General features: G+C 57.9%; 2 tRNA genes and 2 rRNA genes. All 4 read right to left on the reverse strand.

Annotation, left to right across the window (positions count from 1 at the left end):
- Window positions 1–2388, reverse strand: a 23S ribosomal RNA gene (locus IVA96_RS04140); the annotation flags it as partial.
- Between the two features lie 287 nt (window positions 2389–2675).
- Window positions 2676–2751: transfer RNA gene (locus IVA96_RS04145), tRNA-Ala, on the reverse strand.
- A 6-nt stretch (window positions 2752–2757) separates the two neighbouring features.
- Window positions 2758–2834, reverse strand: a tRNA-Ile gene (locus tag IVA96_RS04150).
- A 160-nt stretch (window positions 2835–2994) separates the two neighbouring features.
- Window positions 2995–3648, reverse strand: a 16S ribosomal RNA gene (locus tag IVA96_RS04155); the annotation flags it as partial.

The raw sequence follows: 3648 nt of genomic DNA on the forward strand, positions 1-3648 counted from the left end.
CATCAGCCTGTTATCCCCGGCGTACCTTTTATCCGTTGAGCGATGGCCCATCCACGCGGGACCACCGGATCACTATGACCGACTTTCGTCTCTGCTCGACGTGTCTGTCTCGCAGTCAAGCGGGCTTATGCCATTGCACGCGACGAGCGATTTCCGACCGCTCTGAGCCCACCTTCGTACGCCTCCGTTACGCTTTGGGAGGCGACCGCCCCAGTCAAACTGCCTGCCATGCGCGGTCCCGAACCCCGATCAGGGGCTGCGGTTAGACCACCATGTCGTCAAGGGTGGTATTTCAAGGGTGGCTCCACGCAGGCTGGCGCCCGCGCTTCAAAGCCTACCACCTATCCTACACATGCCGACACGAAGGCCAGCGCAAAGCTACAGTAAAGGTGCACGGGGTCTTTCCGTCTGACCGCAGGAACCCCGCATCTTCACGGGGAATTCAATTTCACTGAGCCGATGCTGGAGACAGCGGGGAGATCGTTACGCCATTCGTGCAGGTCGGAACTTACCCGACAAGGAATTTCGCTACCTTAGGACCGTTATAGTTACGGCCGCCGTTTACCGGGGCTTCAATTCAAGGCTCTCACCTCTCCTCTTAACCTTCCGGCACCGGGCAGGCGTCAGGCCCTATACGTCGTCTTACAGACTTCGCAGAGCCCTGTGTTTTAGATAAACAGTCGCCACCCCCTGGTCTGTGCCCCCCGACCCTGCTTGCGCAAAGCCGGGGCCTCCTTATCCCGAAGTTACGGAGGCAAATTGCCGAGTTCCTTCAGCATCGTTCTCTCAAGCGCCTTGGTATACTCTACCTGTCCACCTGTGTCGGTTTCGGGTACGGTCGTACGCGGAGGCTATTTCCTGGGACCCCTTCACCGCCCGAGCAATCCGATAAGCTCAGACGATACACGGCATCCGTCACCATCCGCTGGCCGGGGACTATTCACCCCGTTCCCATCGACTACGCCTTTCGGCCTCGCCTTAGGGACCGGCTAACCCTGCGAAGATTAACTTTACGCAGGAACCCTTGGACTTTCGGCGAGAGTGTCTTTCACACTCTTTGTCGTTACTCATGTCAGCATTCGCACTTCCCATACCTCCAGGAGCCCTCACGGGTCTCCCTTCGCCGGCCTAGGGAACGCTCCGCTACCGCGTATCTTGCGATACACCCGAAGCTTCGGCTCGTGGCTTGAGCCCCGTTACATTTTCGGCGCAGGACCCCTTGTTTAGACCAGTGAGCTGTTACGCTTTCTTTAAAGGATGGCTGCTTCTAAGCCAACCTCCTGGTTGTTTTGGGAGTCCCACATCCTTTCCCACTTAGCCACGAATTGGGGGCCTTAGCTGTCGGTCAGGGTTGTTTCCCTCTCCACGACGGACGTTAGCACCCGCCGTGTGTCTCCCGAGCAGTACTCGTGCGTATTCGGAGTTTGGTTGGGTTTGGTACCGCTGTGGGCGGCCCTAGCCCATCCAGTGCTCTACCCCGCACGGTATTCACTCGAGGCGCTACCTAAATAGCTTTCGCGGAGAACCAGCTATTTCCGAGTTTGATTGGCCTTTCACCCCTAGCCACACGTCATCCAAGACCTTTTCAACGGGCACTGGTTCGGACCTCCAGTGGGTGTTACCCCACCTTCATCCTGCACATGGCTAGATCACTCGGTTTCGGGTCTAAAGCCACGAACTGAACGCCCTGTTCAGACTCGCTTTCGCTGCGCCTCCACCTACCGGCTTAAGCTTGCTCGTAACTTTAAGTCGCTGACCCATTATACAAAAGGTACGCAGTCACCCAGGACAAACCTTGGGCTCCTACTGTTTGTAAGCATCCGGTTTCAGGTGCTGTTTCACTCCCCTCGTCGGGGTGCTTTTCACCTTTCCCTCACGGTACTGGTTCACTATCGGTCGCTGAGGAGTACTTAGGCTTGGAGGGTGGTCCCCCCATGTTCAGACAGGATTTCACGTGTCCCGCCCTACTCGAGTCCTGCCGATCGTCCGTCCCGTACGGGGCTCTCACCCTTCACGCCGGCCGTTCCAGGCCGTTCCGGTAAACTCACTGCAGGCACTGGCCTGGTCCGCGTTCGCTCGCCACTACTAACGGAGTCTCGTTGATGTCCTTTCCTCCGGGTACTGAGATGTTTCAGTTCCCCGGGTTCGCTTCAAACCCCTATGGATTCAGGATTTGATACCTTCATCTGACCAATCGTAGTGAGGGGCCAAACCAGCGTTTCCGCCAGCCTGACACCACAATACGAAGGGTCGAAGGTGGGTTTCCCCATTCGGAAATCCCTGGATCAAAGCTCGTTCGCAGCTCCCCAAGGCTTATCGCAGCGTACCACGTCCTTCATCGCCTCTCAGCGCCAAGGCATCCACCGAATGCTCTTAAGGCACTTGATCGCTCTCATGATCGATGTCCGAGCCTGACCGGCAGCCGCATCAGCGGATGACGTCAGGCACAGGACCACGGTCACGATAAAGACCAGTGACCAAACCGCTCTTCAGCGGTTCGGTCACATGCTTGCCGAACATGACCTCCAACGGGCACCCCGCTTTCGCGGGACCCGCGGTCACATTCCCTCTTCACAGTTTTTAGATATCGATGCCGCCTGCTGCGCTCAGCGCTGGCAAGGGCAAACTTGCTGCCTTCTCTTCCGGATGATCACCGCGCCTTCACGAAGAGGCGCTGGTGGAGACGGACGGGATCGAACCGACGACCTGATGCTTGCAAAGCAACTGCTCTCCCAGCTGAGCTACGTCCCCTGATCATGGTGGGCCTGGGACGACTCGAACGTCCGACCTCACCCTTATCAGGGGTGCGCTCTAACCACCTGAGCTACAGGCCCGAGCGGTGATCCCGCTTATCCGGATGAGAAAGAGAAACGAGGGCGGCCTCTCCAGGTCCCGCCAATCGAAGCCCTGACTGGGCTTCATGTATCCAATGACGTCTCGAGTGGCGGCCCGTCAGCCAGACGGCTGCCGGTCGTCCAAAAGAAACATCCTTAGAAAGGAGGTGATCCAGCCGCAGGTTCCCCTACGGCTACCTTGTTACGACTTCACCCCAGTCGCTGACCCTACCGTGGTCGCCTGCCTCCTTGCGGTTGGCGCAGCGCCGTCGGGTAAGACCAACTCCCATGGTGTGACGGGCGGTGTGTACAAGGCCCGGGAACGTATTCACCGTGGCGTGCTGATCCACGATTACTAGCGATTCCGCCTTCATGCACCCGAGTTGCAGAGTGCAATCCGAACTGAGACGGCTTTTCGGGATTTGCTCCAGGTCGCCCCTTCGCTTCCCTCTGTCACCGCCATTGTAGCACGTGTGTAGCCCATCCCGTAAGGGCCATGAGGACTTGACGTCATCCCCACCTTCCTCGCGGCTTATCACCGGCAGTCTCCCTAGAGTGCCCAACTCAATGATGGCAACTAAGGACGTGGGTTGCGCTCGTTGCGGGACTTAACCCAACATCTCACGACACGAGCTGACGACAGCCATGCAGCACCTGTGTGCACGCCTCCGAAGAGGATCCCCGGTCTCCCAGGGTAACATGCCATGTCAAGGGATGGTAAGGTTCTGCGCGTTGCGTCGAATTAAACCACATGCTCCACCGCTTGTGCGGGCCCCCGTCAATTCCTTTGAGTTTTAATCTTGCGACCGTACTC

The sequence above is a fragment of the Bradyrhizobium sp. 159 genome, assembly GCF_023073795.1.
Classification (GTDB): Bacteria; Pseudomonadota; Alphaproteobacteria; order Rhizobiales; family Xanthobacteraceae; genus Bradyrhizobium.